This window comes from Streptomyces sp. Ag109_O5-10, assembly GCF_900105755.1.
In the GTDB taxonomy this organism is placed as follows: Bacteria; Actinomycetota; Actinomycetes; order Streptomycetales; family Streptomycetaceae; genus Streptomyces.
Genome location: NZ_FNTQ01000001.1, coordinates 1,095,824 through 1,115,840 on the forward strand (window position 1 = coordinate 1,095,824; position 20,017 = coordinate 1,115,840).

20 protein-coding genes are annotated in these 20,017 nt (G+C 70.3%); 9 read left to right on the plus strand and 11 right to left on the minus strand.

Annotated elements, in window-relative coordinates:
• Positions 1 to 265 precede the first annotated feature (265 nt).
• Positions 266 to 919 (plus strand): mycothiol-dependent nitroreductase Rv2466c family protein, encoded by a 654-nt coding sequence (locus BLW82_RS05125; RefSeq protein WP_093497668.1) that lies wholly within the window; start codon positions 266 to 268, stop codon positions 917 to 919.
• 71 nt (positions 920 to 990) lie between these two features.
• Here the strand turns inward: BLW82_RS05125 and BLW82_RS05130 are convergent, their stop codons facing one another.
• The 3 genes from BLW82_RS05130 to BLW82_RS05140 form a co-directional block, all read right to left on the minus strand.
• Complete coding sequence (locus BLW82_RS05130) at positions 991 to 1,542, minus strand: YbhB/YbcL family Raf kinase inhibitor-like protein (RefSeq protein WP_093497669.1); 552 nt, start codon at positions 1,540 to 1,542, stop codon at positions 991 to 993.
• Between the two features lie 98 nt (positions 1,543 to 1,640).
• Positions 1,641 to 1,937 carry a nucleotide disphospho-sugar-binding domain-containing protein gene (locus tag BLW82_RS46205; protein ID WP_093497670.1) on the minus strand — a complete coding sequence of 99 codons (297 nt, stop codon included), beginning with the start codon at positions 1,935 to 1,937 and terminating at the stop codon, positions 1,641 to 1,643.
• Between the two features lie 131 nt (positions 1,938 to 2,068).
• A complete protein-coding gene (locus BLW82_RS05140; protein WP_093507867.1) occupies positions 2,069 to 3,247 on the minus strand; it encodes a YbfB/YjiJ family MFS transporter in 1,179 nt (392 codons plus the stop codon).
• Between the two features lie 322 nt (positions 3,248 to 3,569).
• On the opposite strand from BLW82_RS05140, the gene BLW82_RS05145 reads away from it, so the two are divergent.
• Both BLW82_RS05145 and BLW82_RS05150 read left to right on the plus strand, forming a co-directional pair.
• Positions 3,570 to 4,187: a TetR/AcrR family transcriptional regulator gene (locus BLW82_RS05145; RefSeq protein WP_093497671.1), complete on the plus strand. Its 618-nt coding sequence runs from the start codon at positions 3,570 to 3,572 to the stop codon at positions 4,185 to 4,187.
• Positions 4,188 to 4,670: 483 nt separating this feature from the next.
• Positions 4,671 to 5,738 carry an alpha/beta fold hydrolase gene (locus tag BLW82_RS05150; protein ID WP_093497672.1) on the plus strand — a complete coding sequence of 356 codons (1,068 nt, stop codon included), beginning with the start codon at positions 4,671 to 4,673 and terminating at the stop codon, positions 5,736 to 5,738.
• Positions 5,739 to 5,740: 2 nt separating this feature from the next.
• Here BLW82_RS05150 and BLW82_RS05155 read toward each other — a convergent pair whose 3' ends face one another.
• Entirely contained in the window at positions 5,741 to 6,418 is a 678-nt protein-coding gene (locus BLW82_RS05155) for a cytochrome b/b6 domain-containing protein (protein WP_093497673.1), read from the minus strand.
• Positions 6,366 to 7,088 (minus strand): molybdopterin-dependent oxidoreductase, encoded by a 723-nt coding sequence (locus BLW82_RS05160; RefSeq protein ID WP_177232842.1) that lies wholly within the window; start codon positions 7,086 to 7,088, stop codon positions 6,366 to 6,368. Before BLW82_RS05160 ends, BLW82_RS05155 begins: the two co-directional genes overlap by 53 nt.
• A 390-nt stretch (positions 7,089 to 7,478) precedes the next feature.
• Here BLW82_RS05160 and BLW82_RS05165 point away from each other — a divergent pair, with 390 nt between their 5' ends.
• Positions 7,479 to 8,042: a CGNR zinc finger domain-containing protein gene (locus BLW82_RS05165; protein ID WP_093497674.1), complete on the plus strand. Its 564-nt coding sequence runs from the start codon at positions 7,479 to 7,481 to the stop codon at positions 8,040 to 8,042.
• Between the two features lie 104 nt (positions 8,043 to 8,146).
• Here the strand turns inward: BLW82_RS05165 and BLW82_RS05170 are convergent, their stop codons facing one another.
• Together BLW82_RS05170 and BLW82_RS05175 are read right to left on the minus strand one after the other, a co-directional pair.
• On the minus strand, positions 8,147 to 8,440 hold the full coding sequence (locus BLW82_RS05170) for a muconolactone Delta-isomerase family protein (RefSeq protein ID WP_093497675.1): 294 nt from the start codon (positions 8,438 to 8,440) through the stop codon (positions 8,147 to 8,149).
• 622 nt (positions 8,441 to 9,062) lie between these two features.
• Complete coding sequence (locus BLW82_RS05175) at positions 9,063 to 9,461, minus strand: 6-pyruvoyl trahydropterin synthase family protein (RefSeq protein WP_093497676.1); 399 nt, start codon at positions 9,459 to 9,461, stop codon at positions 9,063 to 9,065.
• A 408-nt stretch (positions 9,462 to 9,869) separates the two neighbouring features.
• On the opposite strand from BLW82_RS05175, the gene BLW82_RS05180 reads away from it, so the two are divergent.
• Entirely contained in the window at positions 9,870 to 10,475 is a 606-nt protein-coding gene (locus BLW82_RS05180; protein WP_093497677.1) for a BlaI/MecI/CopY family transcriptional regulator, read from the plus strand.
• Positions 10,476 to 10,663: 188 nt separating this feature from the next.
• Positions 10,664 to 11,119, plus strand: a complete 456-nt coding sequence (locus BLW82_RS05185) for a MarR family winged helix-turn-helix transcriptional regulator (RefSeq protein WP_093507869.1) — start codon at positions 10,664 to 10,666, stop codon at positions 11,117 to 11,119.
• A gap of 42 nt (positions 11,120 to 11,161) precedes the next feature.
• Here the strand turns inward: BLW82_RS05185 and BLW82_RS05190 are convergent, their stop codons facing one another.
• The 3 genes from BLW82_RS05190 to BLW82_RS05200 all read right to left on the minus strand — a co-directional run bounded on the left by BLW82_RS05190 (position 11,162) and on the right by BLW82_RS05200 (position 13,787).
• Positions 11,162 to 12,349, minus strand: coding sequence for a glycosyltransferase (locus tag BLW82_RS05190; RefSeq protein WP_093497678.1), 1,188 nt, complete (start codon positions 12,347 to 12,349; stop codon positions 11,162 to 11,164).
• A gap of 224 nt (positions 12,350 to 12,573) precedes the next feature.
• Positions 12,574 to 13,155, minus strand: coding sequence for an ester cyclase (locus BLW82_RS05195; RefSeq protein WP_093497679.1), 582 nt, complete (start codon positions 13,153 to 13,155; stop codon positions 12,574 to 12,576).
• A 437-nt stretch (positions 13,156 to 13,592) separates the two neighbouring features.
• Entirely contained in the window at positions 13,593 to 13,787 is a 195-nt protein-coding gene (locus BLW82_RS05200) for a hypothetical protein (RefSeq protein WP_093507870.1), read from the minus strand.
• Between the two features lie 444 nt (positions 13,788 to 14,231).
• On the opposite strand from BLW82_RS05200, the gene BLW82_RS05205 reads away from it, so the two are divergent.
• Together BLW82_RS05205 and BLW82_RS05210 are read left to right on the plus strand one after the other, a co-directional pair.
• Entirely contained in the window at positions 14,232 to 14,870 is a 639-nt protein-coding gene (locus tag BLW82_RS05205) for an RNA polymerase sigma factor (protein WP_218162353.1), read from the plus strand.
• Complete coding sequence (locus tag BLW82_RS05210; RefSeq protein ID WP_093497680.1) at positions 14,867 to 15,931, plus strand: CU044_5270 family protein; 1,065 nt, start codon at positions 14,867 to 14,869, stop codon at positions 15,929 to 15,931. Before BLW82_RS05205 ends, BLW82_RS05210 begins: the two co-directional genes overlap by 4 nt.
• A gap of 1,063 nt (positions 15,932 to 16,994) precedes the next feature.
• On the opposite strand, the gene BLW82_RS05215 is transcribed toward BLW82_RS05210, so the two are convergent.
• Positions 16,995 to 17,426, minus strand: coding sequence for a VOC family protein (locus BLW82_RS05215; RefSeq protein WP_177232843.1), 432 nt, complete (start codon positions 17,424 to 17,426; stop codon positions 16,995 to 16,997).
• Between the two features lie 655 nt (positions 17,427 to 18,081).
• On the opposite strand from BLW82_RS05215, the gene BLW82_RS05220 reads away from it, so the two are divergent.
• A complete protein-coding gene (locus tag BLW82_RS05220; protein ID WP_093497682.1) occupies positions 18,082 to 19,767 on the plus strand; it encodes a ribonuclease J in 1,686 nt (561 codons plus the stop codon).
• The last annotated feature ends 250 nt before the right edge of the window (positions 19,768 to 20,017 follow it).

Consider the following 20,017-nt stretch of genomic DNA (forward strand, 5'->3'; position numbering starts at 1 on the left):
GTGACGCGCCGCGCACCATCGGGCGTGCACTCACCTTTGACACTGGTGAAGTGGTCACATAACGTAATAGTCGACCGGTCTAATATTTCGACCGACAGGTCGCCGACCGTCTCGTACTCGGCAGTGACACCGTGCGTCCGGTGGAGCAGAGGCAGCGGCAACCGGCCGCCCGGACCGAGCTGTTGGCCGCCACCGGCTTCCGCGCCGACGACCGACTCTCCCTGCGCCCACAACAACACCCCCGGCATCGGCAAGAGGAGTTCCCATGACCGCGCCCGCCTCCCCCGAATCCCCGACCCCCGTGGACTTCTGGTTCGACCCCGTCTGCCCGTGGACCTGGCTGACGTCCCGTTGGCTCCTCGATGTCGCCGCCCGGCGCCCTCTGCAGGTGTCCTGGCACGTCATGAGCCTCTCCATCCTGAACGAGAACCGGCTGGACGAACTGCCCGAGCGCATCCGCGTGCTCATGGGCGATGCCTGGGCGCCGGTACGTGTGCTGACCGCCGCCCGCCTCCACCACGGATCCGAGGTGCTGGAACCGCTGTACACCGCCCTGGGCGCCCGGTACCACCTGGAGCAGCAGCCGAAGAACCGGGCCACGCTCGAAGCGGCCCTGCGGGACGCGGGGCTGCCAGCCGAACTGGCGGGCGCCGGCGACACGGACCGTTACGACGAGGAGCTGCGCGCTTCGCACGCCAACGGAATCACCCTCGTCGGCCAGGACGTCGGCAGCCCGATCATCGCCGTGCCGGGCACCGACCCGGTCGGCGATCCGGTCGCCTTCTTCGGACCCGTCGTGAACCCCGCCCCCAAGGGCGAGGACGCGGCCCGGCTCTGGGACGGCGTGCTCGCCGTGGCCTCCGCGCCCAGCTTCTACGAGATCAAGCGCACGCGCACCGGCGGTCCCGACTTCAGCTGACGCGCGTGCCCCACGGCTTCCGGTGACGGCTGAAGTCGCCGGATGGCCGCGCTCACACCCCCCCGACGTCATCAGCCCGACCCGCCGGGGATGCCGTACACCGGTGTGAGCCTCGCCCGCGCCAGACCGTGGGCCACGAGTCGGAAGCCGAGCCAGGCGGGGCTCGCCGTCGTCGTCACGTCGTCGAGAGCGGGCACGTCGAGCGCGTGAACGACGAACATGTACCGGTGAGGCTCTTCCCCCGGCGCAGGTGCGGCGCCGAGGAACCCGCGCCGGCCGGCGTCGTTGGTCAGCGCCCGCGCCCCGGCGGGCAGGCTCGCTCCGTCGACGTCTCCCGCACCGGCGGCAAGTCCGTGCACCGACGCGGGGATGTCGTGCACGGCCCAGTGCCAGAAACCACTGACCGTCAGCGCGTCCGAGTCGAAACATGTGACGGCGAAGCTCCTCGTGCCGGACGGATACCCGCTCCACTCCAGATGCGGGGAGCGGTCCCCGCCAGGACGGCCGAAGATGGCGCTGCGCTGCGCCACGTCCAGGGTCTTCCCGTCGGCGATGTCGTCGCTGCACAGCGTGAATGCCGGCACCGGGGGCAGCGCGTCGTAGGGATCGGCAGAGTGAGGCATTGCTCGTCTCCGTACTCTCCACCCGACCGGGGTCGCACCGTCCTGTGCCCGTCGTGTGCGGAAGTGCGAGCCTCGGCCCGATATCCGGTCGCAACGCCCTACAGGGTAGGCGCGGCTCCGGACGGCCGCCCGCGGGCGGGTGCCTCCCTCGTCGTCTGCGCGCCGGTCGAGGCGACCGGCCGCGCCGCCACCTCCGTGGCAGACGGCATGGCGGCTATCTCGTCGCGCGGGCGACGCGCGGCGGCGGTAAAGGCAGGCTCGGTCAGCAGCCTGCCGACGGCGGAGATGACCGATTCCGGCCCCTGCTCCCCCGCGGGGAGCGCCAGTCCGGCTCCCGCCGCCTGGGGACGAGCGGCCTGACGCGCCTGGCCGGGCATTCCCGGCATCACGACCATAAGAATACGCAAGGCGGCGCAATGCCTCTCTTATTGCACACTCAAGTATGTATGCCTACCGGGCGAGGCGAACTCGGACGCCGGGTCGGACAGCACCCCGCGACGCACAGGTGCCCTCCGGGAAGGTCGCTTCAGGCCTCGGAAGCCGCCTCCGCCGTGACCGGGAGTTGCTCGTGGCCGGATGTGGGTCCGGTGCGCGGCACAGCGTTCGGTGTCGGCATGGCGTGCGGGAACCTGACGCGCAGCGCCAGGGCGGCCAGCGCCGCGGCCAGGACGATGCCGGCGGCCAGGAGCAGGGCGCGGTGGTAGCCGTCGTGCAGGAGCGGCGCCGCCACCAGTGGGCCGAGGATCTGACCCACCGAGTACCCGGCGGTCAGCAGGGCGACGGCACGCGGGAACCGCAGATGTGCCCCCGCCCCCAGGGCCAGGGTGCTCACGCCGATGAAGGTGGCGCCGAACAGCACCGCGGAGATCAGCGCGGGCGCGACTCCCCCCACCAGCGCGGGCAGGGCGATGCCCACGGCCTGGACTCCGAGCGCGGCGAGCAGCAGGTCCGGCCGCGACCAGCGGCGTCCCAGACCGGCCCAGAGGGCGGCGGAGGGGATGGCCGCCAGCCCCACCAGCACCCACGCGCCGCTGCCGATCCAGCCGGGCGATCTCTGGTTGATGGCTGCGACCAGGAAGGTGCCGGCGATGATGTAGCCGATTCCCTCCAGCGTGTAGGACGCGAACAGGGCACCGAACCAGCGGTGGGTCCGCGGCCCCGTCGCCCCGGCCCGGGCAGCCGGTGCCGAGGGAGCCGGCCGGGGAGCGGGCTCGGGGCGCAGGCCCCACGCACCGAGGGTGAGCACCGCGGCCAGTGCTGCCGAGGCCCACCACGCGGCCTGCCAGTTGCCGACCGTGCGCAGCACGAGGACGAGCGCGCCGGACAGCGCGATGCCCGCCCCGACTCCGCCGAAGGCCCAGCCTGGCAGGTGGGCCGGGTGCTCCCGCAGATGGCTGAGCAGGGAGCCGGCGGCGATCACGAAGACCATCGCGCTGAAGACGCCCGCGCCGAGCCGCAGGAGCAGCCAGACGGTGGTGCTGTGTGTGAGCGCCATCCCGGCCAGCGTGGCCACCAGTGCCAGCAGACTGCCGCGCAGTACCGCGGCAGAGCGCATCAGCCGGGGGGCGAGGGTGCCCGCCAGTGCCCCGAGCAGGTAGCCCACGTAGTTCGCGGTCGCCAGGTTCGCTCCGGCACCGGTCGACAGTCCCGCCTGGGCGTGCATCAGCGGAAGGATGGGGGTGTACACGAAGCGGCCGACGCCCATTCCCGTCGCCAGCGCGGCCGCGGCCTGCAGGACGTGGGGCCACGGTGACCGCGGCACGTCCCTCGCGGCGGAGGACGTGTCGCGCAGGGCTACGGTGACCGGTTCGCGGCCGGTGCCGGGAACCGTGGAGCCGGTGTTTCGCCTACTTGCCATGGGGACAGCGTGTGCACGGCGGTCCGGCGAAATCCACGACCTGTTTCCTCGCTGCTGCGAACCTCGGTCTCCCACCGGCCGGGGCGGCCTCGTGACCGGCGCGCACGCGGGCCGAACGGTTGCTGCCGACCGGCCGGGAGAAGTAGTCGATCGGTCGTATACTTCTGGCATGGGACGGACGAGTGATGCCAGGAACAAGATCCTTACCGCCGCTCGGTCACTGATGGAGCAGCGGGGCTACTCAGCGCTGGGCGTCGCCGAGATCTGCAAGACTGCTGACGTACCCAAGGGCAGTTTCTACTACTTCTTCGACTCCAAGGAAACCCTGGCCCTCGCCGTGATCGACCAGCACTGGGCCGACGAGCAGCGCGAGTGGGAGTGCGCGCTGGACGGCGACGCCGAGCCCCTGCAGCGGCTGCGGCGGCTCTTCGAGTCCATGGAGACGCAGCAGCAGGCCGGGCAGGACGGCTGCGGATCGGTCCTCGGGTGCATGTTCGGGAATCTCTCCCTGGAGATGAGCAATCACGCCGAGGCCGTGCGCCGACGCCTGCAGGAGATCTTCGAGACCCAGGTGGAACTGGTCGCTTCGGTCGTCGTCGAGGCCCAGCAGCGGGGCGAGGTGACCGTGGCCGACGCGCACGCCGTCGCCCGCTCCATGGTCGCCCTGACCGAGGGCCAGGTGCTCTTCGCCAAGCTGCACAACGACCCCGCTCAGCTCGGCACGCTCTGGCCGAACTGCCGCGCCCTGCTGGGCGTACAGGATCAGCAGGTTCCGGCGCACGCCTGACCCGGCCGTGGGCACCGGCGCACCGTCGTGCACGACGGTGCCCACGGCTGGGCTGTGACAGGCCGCGCCGGTGTTCCGGCCGACCTCGCAGACACTCTCACCGGCGATCAGGGCGTCCAGGGCCGGATCGCCGCGGCCCACGCCCGACCACGGCGCCCTTACCAGCACCTGTCCCTCGCCGCGGGCTCCGGCAGTCGCCCGTCGCACATGTCGCCGTGACCCGACGAGCAGGGCCGGACCGCACGCGCCGCCCGGTTGACCGACGTCCTCCCGAACGACCGGGACGGCCGGTGGTCGACACGTGTCGGGCGCCCGGTCGCGCCTCCGCCGACATGTGTGTCGACAGCTGACGTCACCTCATCCTCGCGCCCACTCCGTCCAGCGGTGCACCGATCTCCATACGTCACCTGCTTGACCGGTGACGGATACCGTGGAACAGTCATCCCGCGCTCACTACGTATGTACGTATGACGGAGGCCCCTCATGATCAACAGACGTACCTTCAGCAAGGCCGCGGGCATCGGCACAGGAGCGGCCGCGGCCTCACTGGCCGGGTTCCGGACAGACGCGGAGGCCTCGCCCGGTCGCCGTCGGCGGCTGGACGCCCCGACGCCGACTGTGCCCACGGTGACCCCCGGTACGCACACCTCTTTCGCCCGGCTGAAGCAGGTCAGGGCCGGTGCGCTGGACGTCGGCTACGCCGAGGACGGCCCCAGGCACGGCCCGGTCGTCATCTGCCTGCACGGCTGGCCCTACGACATCCACAGCTACGTCGACGTCGCCCCACTGCTCGCCGCGCAGGGCTACCGGGTCATCGTCCCGTACCTCCGCGGCCACGGCACGACGCGGTTCCTCTCCTCCCGGACGTTCCGCAACGCCCAGCAGTCGGCGGTCGCCCTGGACATCATTGCCCTCATGGACGTCCTCAAGATCGACAAGGCGCTGCTCGCCGGCTTCGACTGGGGCTCCCGCACCGCCGACATCATCGCGGCCCTGTGGCCCGAACGCGTCAAGGGGTTGGTCTCCGTGAGCGGGTACCTCATCACCAACGTCGAGGCACAGAAGAAGCCGCTGCCCCCGAAGGCCGAATACGCCTGGTGGTACCAGTACTACTTCAGCACCGAGCGGGGCCGTCTCGCCATGGAGGACAAGACGGACCGGCACGATCTGTGCCGGCTCGTCTGGGACACCGTCTCCCCCACCTGGCACTTCGACGACGCCACCTTCGAGCGGACGGCGACCGCGTTCGAGAACCCCGACTACCCGGCCATCGTGATCCACAACTACCGCTGGCGCCTTGGGCTCGCCGACGGCGAACGCCGCTACGACCGCTATGAGAGGCAACTCGCCACCCGGCCCGTCATCGAGGTGCCCACCATCACTCTGGACCCCGAGCGCGACCCGTTCACCGCGCCCGGCAACGGGGCGGCGTACCGGGACCGGTTCACGGGTGCGTACGCCCATCGCACGCTGACCGGCATCGGCCACAACCTGCCGCAGGAGGCCCCCACCGCCTTCTCCCAGGCGGTCGTCGACGTGGACCACTTCTGAGATCAAGCCCCCGGGGTCCTTCGACCCGATGCCGGCCGCCACCGGGAGTGGTGCCGCGCGGCCCAGGACCTGCTCACGTATCCCGTTCGCATCCCACGCCTGGCCTCGGGGTCCCGGTACGCCATGCGCAGGTGCCCGAGCACGACGGCGGCGATCGTCCAGGCGAGGCAGTCGTGCACGAAGATGGCGCTGGTGCGCGAGATGAACGGCAGGAAGCCGAGGAACCACATGAGCAGGCCGGTGAACATCATCACCAGCACCGCGCCGGCGATCCATCCCGCATAGACCTTCTGCCCCGCGTTGAACTTCCCGGCAGGTCGCGCCTGCGGCTGTGTCCGCCGCCTGCGGACGGCCCTCAGCCACTGCCGGTCGTAGACCGCGAAGCGGTTCAGCCTGCGCAGGTCCGCGCGGAAGTCCGCGGAGAGCAGTCCCAGCAGGAACGGGCCCGGCAGGCAGATGCCCGACCACTCGTGGACGGCGGCCACGAGGTGGCGGCGGCCGACCAGCTCGGCCAGCGGGCCGAAGTACAGGCAGGCCGCGGTCGCCAGGCACAGCAGCATGAGCCAGCCGGTCGCCCGGTGGACCAACCGTTCCGCCCGGCTGAACCGGCGGACCTGCCCGGACGGGTCACGCCGCTCCATCGCTCCGGTCCGCACCGTCGAGCCAGCCGTCGACCGCATAACCGCGCTCCTCCCAGAAACCGGGGACGACCTTGTCGGTCACCGTGATGCCGGACAGCCACTTGGCCGACTTGTAGAAGTACATGGGAGCCACGTAGAGGCGCACCGGTCCCCCGTGCTCGTGGGTGATCGGCTTGTCCTGCATGGTGAGTGCCACCAAGACGTCCGAGCGTCGCGCCTGCCCGAGAGTGAGGCTCTCGGTGTAGGCGCCGTCGAAGCAGGTGAACCGGAGGGCCGCGCCCTCGGAACGCACACCGGCCGCGTCGAGCAGGTCCGCCAGCCGCACGCCCTCGAAGGGCGTGTCGTCCACCCGCCACCCGTCCGTGCAGAGCACGTCGTGCACGACACGCGTCTGGGGCAGGGCACGCAGCTCGGGCAGCGTGTAGGTCTTCGGTCGGTCGACCAGCCCGTCGATCCTCAGCTCGTAGTCGGACTCGGTCTTGCGCGGCACCGAACCGACGACGCTGTAGTAGCGGAAGCCGCCGGGGTTGGGGAGCAGACCGGTCAGCCCCGTCGCGTCGACCCGGGAGGCGGCGTCCAGGGCGCTCTGCCAGCCGCGTTGCAGATAGGGGGCGGCGGCGAGGCCGACCGCGCCCGTGGCCAGCATGCCCAGCAGCGCACGTCGTCCCACCGGTGCGCCGTCGGCGTTCCGTCTCGGCTGTCCCGCCATGTTCAGTCCTTCGTCACGGTGGCCGGCCACTCGGCCGGCACATCTCATCGGTGACGGTCGAGCACGGACCGCGGAGGGGCCGTCCGTCGCCTTCCGAGGCGTCGCCGCGCCGCCGCATGGCAGGACGTGGCGGGGTTTCGTCGCACGGGGGTCCTGAAGTGCGCACCGGGGGTGTGCAACCTCGGATCGGACCGGCCGGCTGGGCCTCTCGACCCCCGGGTGTCAATTCGTCACCGGCTTAAGTGGTGACGATAGTGGCACGGCTTCGCGAAGGGTGTCAACGTGTCGACGGCGCGCATCGACCGCGGGGCGAGGGTGGGTCCGCCATGCCGGGCCCCGCATGAGCTGCGGCGCTTGCTCCCACCAACAATCACCTGTCAAAATGGTGACGTGAATTACGAGCATGCTTTCGTCTGCGGCAACCCGGCCCTCGACTTCGCCGCGACTCTGCGTGCCCGGCGCACGGTGCGGTACGAGATGTTCGCCACCCCGGACCGGCTGGACGCCTGGTTCCTCGAGTCCGGGCTCGTCGACGAGATCGCGCCCGCCGACGAGGCCGACGTCGAACAGGCCAAAGAGGTGCGGGAGGCGATCTACGCCCTCGTGACCGCCCGCCACCTCGGGCAGAAGTACGACGAGGGAATGCTGCGCAGGCTCAACCGGGCCGCCGGCATGCCTCCGGCGACACCGCAGCTCACCCGCACCGGGCGCCGTACCGAGGCGACCGCCGAACAAGCGCTGTCCACGGTCGCGCGGCATGCCGTGGAACTGCTCGGCGGGCCGGACGTCCCCCTGATGAAGGAGTGCGAAAACCCCGAGTGCACCCGTGTCTACATCGACCGCTCCCGGGGGATGCGCCGCCAGTGGTGCGGCATGGAGTCCTGCGGCAACAAGTTCAAGGCCGCCGCGTACCGTGCCCGCAAGAAGACCTCGCCGCGGGCCGCCGCCGGCTGAACGGCGGCCGCACGCACGGCGGCAGTGGCCCGCACCGGCCGTCGCCCATGGCAGCCGACGCCCCGTGGCCCACGTAGGACCGACCCGGACAGCCGACCAGGGCATCAGCTCGCGCGGCCCGGGTCGTTGGGGTGGGGCTGCAGGGGGGTGACCACCGCGGTCATCCAGGACCACAGGGGCAGGCTTCCGAGGACCTTCTCCCGCAGCTCCGCCTCGTCGTCGGCGCACCACACCCCGATGCTCCGCAGTTCTCCGACCGGGCGCCACAACCGGTACAGGTGCCCCTGGGCTGCGAGTTCCTTCGCCCGCACCGCCTCGGCGGCCCGGATCCGGTCGACCTCGGATTGATCGGTGCCCTCGGGCACCGTGGTGGTGATCTCGACCAGGAATTCCTTCATGACCTCGTCTCCTCTCGGACCGGTCCCGGGGCGAGGGCTTCAGCCGGGCCCGGAATCCGTCGCCATGCCCCGCGGCTGGTTCCGGCCCGGGGACCTGCATGGTCGGCTCGTCGTCACCGGACGGCGAGCCGTCTCGGGTGCCGGGGGCGCTCCGCGCGAACACCGGCCGACACATGGCCGCCCGTCACGCGGCGGCCCAGGCCGGCCAGGAGCCGCGAAGTAGACGACCGGTCGCCTACGTTAGGCGGCCGGTCGTCACGTGTCAAAAGGCGAGCACTCGAAATGCGTCCCCTGGGGGCTTCTCTCCTACCGGGACACCTGCCCCGCCCTTCGCGCTCGGCAGGCCGGGAGGTCCGAACCGCTCCAGGCTGAGACTCACCGGTTCCCAGCACAGCTCACACGTGTGACGCTCACCGTCTGGAGAATCATCGCGAGCACCCCCTCGAAGAAGGCCGCCGTCATCGCCGGTGCCTCCCAGGGCATCGGCGCCGGTCTCCAGCTCGGCACACGTATGACGCTAACCGGTAGAAGGTGAGCTTGTGAATCGCCGATCGGGCCGGCCCCCGCACGGCGGGCATCGGCATGCCGAGGGGTGCCGACCTCCATGGACGTCGGCACCCCGTCACACGGGGCGCTCGTAGCAGGCCCAGGCCACGTGCGACTCGTGGAGGGTCACCGCGACCTGGGAGATGCCGAGCGCACTCCTGCCCAGCGCGCCCGCGTGGATCCGGTCGACGAGACGGTCGGCGATCAGCGCCGCCAGGTACTCCGTGGACGTGTTGATCCCCTTGAACTCCGCCTGGTCGTCGAGGTTGCGGTAGTTGAGATCACCTATCACCGCCCGGAGCTCCGCTCCGGCCAGGCCCATGTCGACGACGATGTTGTCGTCGTCCAGTTCAGGGCGGCGAAATGTGGCGTCCACGACGAACGTCGCCCCGTGCAGCCGCTGGGCAGGCCCGAAGACCTCGCCCCGGAAGCTGTGGGCGATCATCATGTGGTCACGGACGGTAATGCTGAACACCAGAACTCTCCCCAAACTCTGTGCTGTCGGAACCCGCGCCGCGGGCGGGTGGTGGCGACCTCTGCCGAAGACATGTCCGGCCGCCGAGCAGCGGTCGCGCACGGGACGTGTCAGCCGGGCGTCCTGAGACACGTGTGCATCTCGACGCGCCCGCCGGACCCGTGCGGGTCCGCCGGTCTCGCGGCCAAGACCGCCGGAGCGGAAGGAGCATACTCCTCGGGGTCGGCGGCGGAAGACGCCTCCCGCCGTCGGGAAGGACGGCCGACACTGGAGGTGTCTTCCGGCCCACACACGAGCACCTCGACGATCGCCGTCGTCACGGGCATGATCGGCCGACCGCTCGGTATGCCGCCACCCACAGCTGTAGGTAGCATGCGCAGCGTCATCGATGAGAGGGAGTGAACGGTTGTGACGAGCCAATCGGCCGCCACGCTCCGGTCGCGATATGTCGACCAGGCCGTGTCGGATCTTGCGGAAAATCGCCGACGGCAACGGGAATTGACCGAGAAAATCACGGCGTTGCAGCAGGAAGAGGCCCTGCTGATGGACATCCTGTCTCTCGCCGAACGATACGAAGGCCTGTCGGACTCGTCGCGACCGCCCGAGGAGACACAGAGCGAGTCGGTGCCCGGCCAGGGAAGGCATGTGAGCGGCGCCGTCCCCGGTGCGCCAGGCGGGGCACCGGAGCGGATGTCCGGGTCAGCCGGCAGGCGGAAGGCCGTGGGCGCGACCGGGTCCGGCACGGAGGAGAAGTCGCGTCACCCCTTGCTCGGAGACATCCTCATGGACCTGCTGCGTGGCCATGACGAACCACGCCTGGCCAAAGAGCTGCGGGACGAGCTCCTGGAGAAACACCCGGACCGGTCTCCGACACCCCAGGTGGTGCGGAACACCCTCGAGTCACTGGTGGCAAAAGGACGCGTCCGTCGGCACCGCCAGAAGCGCTCGGTGTTGTACACCCCTCGCGAGCCCGAAGAGCGCGTCGCCTCCGGGACCGGCGCGGACGCCGGCTGACCGGGCGGACCGACGCACCAGGTCAGATCATGCGGTCGGCGGGCAGAACGCGTGCGGGGCACATCAGCACGCACCAGCACCAAGTTCGCCCTGCAACCATGTAACGACTCAATGCGGGAATCCCTTCGGCGTCACTCAAGCCGTACACACGGCGGCTGTAACGTGCGTGCGCCATTTAGGCTGTGCTCATGGCAGACGTGACGACCATCGAACCCCTCAACAGTGACGAGGAGGCGTTCCTGCGAGCCCTGGGCAGAGTGATGACGCTCCTGCCCCGCGTAGTCGACGCGGACATGCTCGCAGAACATTCGGTCACCGGTACCGAGTATATGGTTCTGGTGCACCTCTCGGAGGCGCCGCACAACCAGATGCGGATGAGTGAGCTCGCCGGCATGTGCGGACTGTCACTGAGCGGTATGACCAGGGTGGTGACCCGGCTGGAGTCGCAGTCGCTGGTGACCCGGCGCAAGGCGCCGGACGACGGCAGGGCGTGGCTGGCCGTCCTGACCGATGCCGGATGGACGCAGTTGAAGCAGGCATGGCCCACCAACCTCGCGAGCGTACGACGTCACGTCTTCTCACGCTTGGAAGGCTGTGACGTCGCCGCTGCCGCCAAGGTCCTGGACCGCATAGCGCCCAGCTGACGGTCAGCACGCCGACGGAGCCTCTCGGGTATGCCGGAAGACTCACGAGGCTCGGTCCGTCACACTCGTCCGCGCCCGGCGCTCGCGTTCCCCGTGTACCCACGCCACCAGCTGTCGGGCCACCTCTGCCGCCGACGGCATGACAACGATGTCGTCCTGGATGCGGGCCGCCGCGGCGGCGAACCGTGGTTCGGACAGCAGCAGCTCGATCCCCGACGCGATCATCGCGGGGTCCGCGGTCCGGGCCGGGAACACGATCCCCGCCCCGGCCGAAGCGAGGCGCGCCGCCCGCTCCCGCTGCTCGGGCGACTCCGCGACGACGACAGCGGGGATACCGCGGGCAACAGCGGCCAGCGTGATCTCCGGGCCGCCGTCGTGGACCACCGCGCGGACGGCCTCCCAGTCGTCGTCGGCCGGGAAGCCGCCGCACAGCCGTATCCGGCCGTGTTCCGCACCGAGCTCCTCGGCCCGCCTGTCCCCCGCGACCACCGCCAGGTCGACCTGCAGCGTGCGCAACGAACGGACCACCGAACCGAGTTCCAGCGACGTCTCGGCCTCCGCACCGAGGCCGACCAGCACCAGTGGCCGTCCGGTGGCGGCGCGTGGGTGCTTCAGCGGGCTCCCGGCCGGCCTCAGGGCGGGTTCGGGTCTCAGCGCGATGCGGTCAGGGGGATGCTGCCACCCCTCGCGCTGCAGGCTCGGCGGGCACAGATCCAGCAACCGGTGCCCGGCGGGCACCCGGGAGGGCGGTCGAAGACCGCGATCGGCATAGCGCGGGCGTACCGCTGCCGTGAGGGCGTCGAGTTCTTCCGGGTCCGGCACAGGACCCGTGACCGCCACCGCGCACAGCACGCCGAGCACGCTCGCGACCAACGGGCCCACGAAGTCGCGGTCTTCGCAGATGATCAGGTCGGGCGCCCAGCCATGCGCCCGATCCACCGCCTCGTCCGCCATGAGATCCACCCGCGCTCCGGCGAAGAGCTCCACCGTGAGCTCCCTGTCCGAGCTGAACAGGATGTCGGCGCCGAGCCGTCGGGCGACCTCGGCGGTCAACTCATCTGAACCCGGCCCGAGGGACATCACCTCGAAGCCCTCCGGTTCAAGCCAGGGGGCCGCCTCCGCGGCAGTCGAGAAGGCGACCTCGTGACCTTGCCGGATCAGCTCTCGGGCCAGCGGCAACATCGGCAGGAGACGTCTGCGGAGAGGGGTGCTGAAGAAGAGAATGCGCACGGTGGGGACTTCCTGACTCGGCGTCGCCCCAGGCCGACCCGGCCACTGGCCGACCCGCGGGAGCGCGCCGGCCCGCTGCCCGCGGCGTACCGCCGAGGCGGCATCACCACGAGGGCGACTGTTTCGATTGGCTCGTTACACGCGTAGGGCGCGGACCCCCCCCCGCGTGTGCGTGTGTGCGAGCGCCGCCCGACATGCGGCGGCGGTCAACCGGCGGTGCGATCTCACGCAGTCGGCACGGTCGCCGTCGTGGCGGCCGCCTGAGCCGCCTGAGCCGCCTTGGTCGTCACTTCCGCGGCCGCCCGGGAGGCCCGCCCCGTGACCTTCCAGGCGAGCATGCTCATCCCCGCCGCCGGTGTGGGGGGAAAGACCCCCAGCTGACCGAGCATCGCGATGTCGTCGCGTACCGCCTCGTGCCGGATGACCTTGCCGTCCCGCAGGTCGAGGACATGAATCTGCTCGAAGTCGATCTCCCGGCCGGTGGGCGGCACCACCTGGTCCACCGCACCGTCCTTGAACAGGACGAAGGCGCCGCTGTGACGGCCCTGCATCCGCAGCCGGACCCACACCTGGTCGTCATTGTGGATCGTCTCCAGGAAGGGCAGCCGCAGTTCCTCGAACGCGGACCGCATCCACGCGCTCGATGCCAGCACACCCGCGGGGCCGGCGATGCGGCACGCCGCGGGGGCCACGGACGCCTCGCGGTTGTGGAATTCCTCGTGCACTACTCGGACGGCCAGCGCGGGATCCCCTGTCTCAAGCACTTTGAAGAGTCCCGCGGCGAGGTCCGTGGCAGTCGTTCCCATGGTGTAGACGCTCCATCTGGGGGTGTTCGGCCGACGTCCGGGGGACAACGATGCCGCCCTCACATGACCTGGCACCGTTCCCGGTCCTGCGGGGCGCTTCGCGGCGCCGCCGCCGACATGACGGTCTCGTCACCGGAGCGGCCGCGGACGGCGAGCAAGCAGTGCTGCCCCTGTCGACTGTCGACCAAGTTGATTGACGCCGCAAGTTTAACGGCACGGTCACACACTCCATGCCGACCGACTGGTTGGCACGGTGGCCCCCGCCCGGTCCGACAACCCTGCACACCGGCCGCCACCTGCGGTTTCTCTCATCCTTAGGGTGAAGTCTGGAGCGCTCGACCACCGCCGTAGTCGTTCTGGTCACACTTCCACGGAACGTGCATGGTGTGATTCCATACCGACAGCGGCCGAGCGGACGGCTCCCGCCGTCCGTCTCGTCACAACCCGAGATCCAACGCCAGGCAGGAGAAGTGGTTCCAGGAGCCCTCGGCGTTGTAGGAGACGATCTCCGCGCCGCTCGGTGCGGCCTTCTTCTCCTCGACCATCTCCTGGAACCGGACACGTTCCGGCAGCTTGCCGAACCTGGCGAGCCGCGCCGCCGCTGCCGCGTCCGTCGCTGAGTCGTTTGCCACGGTGTCCTCGCTCTCGTCACGTCGAACCGCTTCGCGCGGCCCGGTGACCACAAGGCTGCACCCGAGTGCGTCACCAGTCAAGGCGGTGACGATTGCGTTCGCATCACACCGCAAGAAGGCGGGGAACCAAGTCGTCACCGAAAACGTGGCACCGTCACGTTTTTCTCGTACGTGTGAAAGGTGAACGCACGGCACGGATGAAACGACTCCGAGGTCACCGCGTCGTGCGACGTTCACCACACCCCGTGGCACACATCGGTCAGCGCACCCACCCCACCGCGGCACGACCGGCGAGACGCTCCCAGGACTATGGGGGACGCACCGGAACCGGGTGGGGAGGCCGGGCCGGAACGGCGATGGGCGAGCCGGCCACGAAGACGCACGTCCCCCCTCCGTGTGACGCACGCCATGGGAACCTGCCCCGCCGATTGGACAAAGCCTCACGTGGACTACTCATTGCACACCCGGATACGGGCTGGCGACCCCGAGGCGTTCCGCGAGCTCTTCCGTGACCACGCCCGACTGGTTCACCGGCACGCGGTACGCGTGACCGGGGACTGGAGCGGCGCCGAGGACATCGTCTCGCTGACCTTCTTGGAGGCATGGCGACTGCGCGCCAAACTGCGGGACGAGGGCGACAGCCCGCGCCCCTGGTTGATGGGCATCGCCGTGAACGTACTGCGCAACACCACCCGCGCCGCGCGCCGCCATCAGCGGGCCCTGCAGCGCCTGCCGGCCAGGGAAACGGTCCCGGACTTCGCCGACGCACTCGTCGGCCGTATGGCCGATGCCGACGAACTGGCCGCAGCCCAGCGCGCGCTGAGGAAGATGAACCGGAGTGAGCGCGAGGTCTTCACGCTCTGTGTGTGGTCCGGACTCGGCTACGCGGAAGCTGCGGCCGCGCTCGGCGTCCCGGTCGGCACCGTGCGCTCGCGCCTGTCCCGGGCTCGCAGACGGCTGAGCAGGCTGGCCGAGGAGGAGCTGAGGAGACGCAGGGAACCGCCGCCGCGCAACGGACAAGTACAGGGCGGCCGCGGTTCCGCGGCCCGGTCACACGAGTCGTACGAGGAGAGGTCCGAATGATCCGCAAGAAGTCACGGCCCGAGGGGCCGCTGGACTACGCGGAGCTGGCCCGTTTGCTGCCGGCACCGGGAGACCCACACCTGTCGCTCGACCGTCATCTGCTTCTCGAGGAGCACCTGATGAACGAGATCCAGCCCACCGCGGCCGTCCCGGCGCCCTCCCGCCGCCCCGCACGCCGTGTCCTGGTGATCGGTGTCCCGGCCACCGCGGCCACCCTGGCCGGCGCGTTCGCGTTCACCGCGCTGACCAACTCCGGGGGCGGTGATCCGGCCGCGGCCACCCCGCCCCCGGTCGCGGCGCCGGTCGTCCGCGTCGAGCCCGGCAGCACGGCCCAGCTCGCCTCCACCGTCGAGCACATCGCGGCCGCCGCGACGGCCCGCACGATGCCCGAACCCGGGCCGGGCCAGTACGTCTACGTGAAGAGCGAGGTCTCCTACCTGACCGTCTCCCACACCGACACGGACGACTCCAAGGCCTGGGTCCAGCCCCTGCACATCCGCGAGGTCTGGAAATCCCCCGACGGCAAGCACGGCTGGCTGGACGAGCCCGGCTACCAGGCCAAGGGCGGCACCACCATCGACAGCGCCGTCGAGAACAGCTTGACCGCTCCCTCCTACGACTACCTCAAGACCCTGCCCACCGACCCGGACGCCCTGCTGAAGAAGATCTACAAGGAGACCAGGGGCCAGGGGAACTCCCCGGACCAGCAGGCGTTTTCCACGGTCGGCGACCTCCTCGACGAACAGCTCGCACCGGCGAAGCTGAACGCGGCGCTGTACCGGGCCGCGGGCAGGATCCCCGGGGTAGTCGTGGTGAAGCATGCCAAGGACGCCGCGGGACGCGAGGGCATCGCCCTGGCCCACGTCGACCAGAAGACCGGCGAGCGCACCGAGTGGATCTTCGACCCCGAGACGTACGCCTACCTCGGCAGTCGTGCCGTCCAGGTGGAGCAGGCAGACGGCGTCGAGCCCGGCACGGTCACCGAATCCACCGCCGTGCTGGAGCGAGCTGTCGTCGACGCCCAGAAGCAGCGCCCCGGTGCGGAGGGTGGCCGTGCATGAGAACGTGATCGCCGCGTCGGGCGGTGCGTACGTGGCCACTTGCGCGGTGTCCGTCGCGCGCGGGCGCCGCACGGCCGGCCGGAGCTGACGGCAGGCAGCGCAACACGCCGGGGAAGCAGCCCGCTCGGGCGAGTCGCGGGCGGCCTGCTCGTACGGCGAACTGCTCGGTGAACGGGCCGCTACCGGCGCCCGGGCATGCAGCGGCCGGTGGCTGGACACCGCGTTCCCGGACCGGTTCCGGGGGCATCAGGTCCCGGCTGGGCGGCAGAGCCGTGGTGCTGGTATCGGAGAACGGGGGCCGACCAGGGTTCTGGGACTCATGGGACACGGGCGCTCCCCGATGTCCTTCCGCGCCGACCACTCGGTGGTCGAGGACCTGCCGTCGATCTCCAGCCCGCGGCAGGCTGTGGGCGCCGAAACGCCGGTCCCTGGCGATGGCGAGGCCCGAGCAGGCGGTTCACGGACAACGCAGCGCGCAGGTCTGGCCGGGAGCTGCGGGGTCAGGATCCACCAGGAAAGCCGGACCCGTCGATCTCAGCGCTCGTGCCGAGGCCGACGGGCCGTCCAGAGCCGTCCACCCGGGGAACATGAAGATCGACGGCGGGTGTCCACCCGCCAGTGCGAGGCGGAGATCGCCCCGGCGCTCGTCCGGCAGCCAGACCGCCGACGCCGCGGCGCTCGGTCGGCGACCGGCCTCGCGGGCGGTGCCGTGGAGGACGTCGGGGAGATCCGCATCGCGTACGGTCGCCCACCACCTGTCCGTGCCGCTCGGCTAGCATGACGAAGCAGCGGGACTCCACCGTGCCCTCACTGGAACAGCGGCGTCTCGGCGAACAGACTCTTGAGCTCCTGCAGCGATTCCGGACCGTCCTTGACGTCGAACAGGTCGGAGCAGCCGGAGATCTGTGCGGTCGTCAATTCGTCAATTCCCCCGCGCATTTCCACGTGTTACCGGCGCGCACCCTGAAGCCCGCCCCAGGCACGCACTTCGACGGGCTCGCCCCCCGTGCACCTCGCGTGAACGTTGTCATGACAGGCGACCGCACACCTACGACCTGTTTTCTCACTGCTGAGAGGCGGCGCCTTGCACATGTCTCGGGGCCCACAGCTCCCAGGCGATGCCGTCGGGGTCGGTCACGGAGATGAACTCCGCGTAGCCGGCGTCCCGTACACGCGAACGGGATACTCCGAGGTCGTCCAGGCGTCGGGCCCAGTCGTCCAGGGCGGTCCGGTCGGTGACGGCGAGCGAGAAGTGGTCGAGTCCGGTGCGGGAAGGATCGAACATGTCGCCACTGCGTCGCAGGGGTTCGTGGACGGCCAGGGCGAGCCCACTGTCGGCGTGCCGCATGAGCTGCCGGGGATGTCCTGCCTCGGCAGGCCCGGGCCGCACCCCGCCGACGGGCTCGAATCCCAGTACGCGCTCGTACCAGTCGACGCTGGTGTCCATGGAGCGCACCACGATGGCGATGTGGGCGATCCCGGTGAACGTGCTCATGTTGCGTTGTTCCCCTCTCATGGTGCCGTCGGAGGAACCGACCGGAGCCGGGCAGACGGGCGGCGACGGCGGGCGACGGAGGCGGAAGGGAGGCGTCGTCACGGCGCCCGGAGTAGTGCTGCGCCCGGCGTGTTCCGCCTTCGCGCCGAGGGCACCGCGACCGACTAAGCGACCGGTCGACTTGTCATGAAACGTACGTGGCCGAGCAATGGGAGTCAAAGCCCCCGACCGCCTGGGCCGGGGCTCGTCTCCTCCCACGTGGTAGGCACGAACTCCCAGGACGTCGGATGCGGCCGGGACGAGTGCATCCGTAGGCGCCGGCTCTCGATCAAGATCCGGACCGCTTCCGGGCCCTTCGGCTGGCCGGTCCCCGCTTCGATCGGGTCAATTTTCGCTGGTCGACGATCGAGCCTTCGCGCTGCTTTCCGACGCCCAAGGGAGTCTCGCCCGGAGCAGTCGTGGAACGAACGGCGCCGAACGACATCACGCCACGAGCCACCGGAAGGTGGGCACCGCTTTCACCCCCCGCCTGTTCCGGCCGTCGGCGTGACGCGATCGTGCCGAGGCACCCGCTGCGGGTATTCCGCTCCGTCGGGAAGCGGAGATCCCACAGGCAATGGATCATCCCGTCCCGATCTCCGGGTACCGTCAGGGTATGAGTCATCCACACCCCGAGCTGAAAGCCGCGCCGCCCCTTCCCGAAGGAGGGCTGCGGGTCATCGCCCTGGGCGGCCTGGGTGAGATCGGCCGCAACATGACCGTCTTCGAGCACGCGGGCAAGCTGCTCGTCGTCGACTGCGGCGTACTGTTCCCCGAGGAGACCCAGCCAGGCGTGGACGTGATCCTGCCGGACTTCACCTCGATCCGGGACCGGCTGGACGACATCGTGGCCGTTGTCCTCACCCACGGCCACGAGGACCACATCGGCGGCGTGCCGTACCTGCTGCGGGAGCGGTCCGACATTCCCGTCGTCGGCTCCAAGCTGACCCTGGCGTTCCTGGAGGCCAAGCTCAAGGAACACGGCATCCGGCCGCGCACGGTGCGGGTGCGGGAGGGCGACCGGCGCGGTTTCGGGCCCTTCGACTGCGAGTTCGTGGCGGTCAACCACTCCATCCCCGACAGCCTCGCGGTCGCGATCCGCACCCGGGCCGGGATGGTGCTGCACACCGGCGACTTCAAGATGGACCAGTTCCCTCTCGACGACCGCATCACCGATCTGCGCGCCTTCGCCCGCCTCGGCGAGGAGGGCGTGGACCTGTTCCTCACCGACTCCACCAACGCCGAGGTGCCCGGCTTCACCACCTCCGAGCGAGAGCTGAACCCGGCGATCGAGCAGGTGATGCGCACCGCGCCGCGCCGCGTCATCGTCTCCAGCTTCGCCAGCCACGTGCACCGCATCCAGCAGGTCCTGGACGCCGCCCACCAGCACGGCCGCAAGGTCGCCTTCGTCGGCCGGTCGATGGTCCGCAACATGGGCATCGCCCGTGACCTGGGCTATCTGAAAGTCCCCTCCGGTCTGGTCGTGAGCACGAAGGAACTGGAGAAGCTCCCGGACCACAAGATCACACTGGTGTGCACCGGCTCCCAGGGCGAACCGATGGCCGCGCTGTCACGGATGGCCAACCGCGACCACATGATCCGCATCGGCAAGGACGACACCGTCCTGCTCGCCAGCTCCCTCATCCCCGGCAACGAGAACGCCATCTACCGGGTGATCAACGGACTCACCCGGTGGGGCGCCCACGTGGTCCACAAGGGCAACGCCAAGGTGCACGTCTCCGGGCACGCCAGCGCCGGCGAACTCGTCTACTGCTACAACATCGTCAAACCCCGCAACGTCATGCCCGTGCACGGCGAATGGCGCCACCTGCGGGCCAACGCCGACCTCGCCATCCGCACCGGTGTCGACCCCGAACGGGTCGTCATCGCCGAGGACGGCGTAGTCGTCGACCTGGTCGACGGGCGCGCGTCCATCACCGGCAAGGTCCCCGCCGGCAACGTCTACGTCGACGGCATGGAAGTCGGCGGCGCCACCGAAGCGTCCCTCAAGGACCGCCTCACCCTCGCCGCCGAAGGCGTGGTCACGGTGGTGGCGATCGTCGACGCGGACACCGGCGCCCTCGCGGAGGCCCCCGACTTCCTGGCCCGCGGCTTCGTCCACGACGACGCCACCTTCGAGCCGGTCATCCCGGTCATCGAGAAGACCCTGGCCACCGCGGCCGAGGAGGGCGTCGGGGACGCGCGTCAACTCGAACAGCTCCTCGCCCGCGCCGTCGCGAACTGGGCGTTCCGCACCTATCGCCGCAAGCCCCTCATCATCCCCGTGATCATCGACGCCTGAGCCACGGCCGGGCGGCACGGTCCCGGTTCCGGTGGCGGCCCCGCGAGCATCGAGCTCCGGCACGCCCGGACCGGACGGCGGCGAAGCCGCCGCCCACGGCGAGGCGGATCGCCTCGCCGTGGGCGGCCGGCAGGTCCGCGAGGGAGCAAGGCGCGCAACACGGGCCGCGCGCCCTTGGACAAGGCGGTGCTCTCATCCCGGAATGCCGGTTCGACGGCGCCACCGCCCCGAGCCAACCGCATCTGGGCCA